The following is a 422-nucleotide window of genomic DNA, read 5'->3' as shown; positions in this document are numbered from 1 at the left end:
GATACCGCCTACGCTTTAATTCTGCACTCAAAGGATTGAGGAAAACAAACTATGGCTACAGCCCGTAAAAAGCAAATTAGTTTAACCGACACCAAATACTACCATTGTATCTCCCGTTGCGTAAGGCGCGCGTTTCTGTGCGGTGAAGATAAATTTTCTGGCAAATCATACGAACACCGCCGGGATTGGGTTGAAGAAAAGCTATTGATGTTGGGGTCTGTGTTTTGTATTGATATTTGTGCTTACGCCGTGATGAGTAATCACACTCACATTGTTTTATATGTTGATGATACAAAGGCTAAGCGTCTGTCGGATAAAGCGACGGTGATACGATGGCACAAGTTATTTAAAGGTAATTGGATAAGCCAAAAGTTTATTGAAGATGAGCCACTGAATGATTCGGAGCAATTGATACTCGATGA

1 pseudogene is annotated in these 422 nt (G+C 41.2%); it reads left to right on the top strand.

The annotated features are described in order from the left end of the window. Positions 1 to 51: 51 nt before the first annotated feature. A pseudogene (locus EXT47_RS23670) lies at positions 52 to 422 on the top strand (transposase); the annotation flags it as partial.

This window comes from Pseudoalteromonas sp. CO342X (genome assembly GCF_004208915.1).
In the GTDB taxonomy this organism is placed as follows: domain Bacteria; phylum Pseudomonadota; class Gammaproteobacteria; order Enterobacterales; family Alteromonadaceae; genus Pseudoalteromonas; species Pseudoalteromonas maricaloris.
Note: the sequence above shows the minus strand (reverse complement) of the source record. Positions and strands in the feature narration are given on the sequence as shown.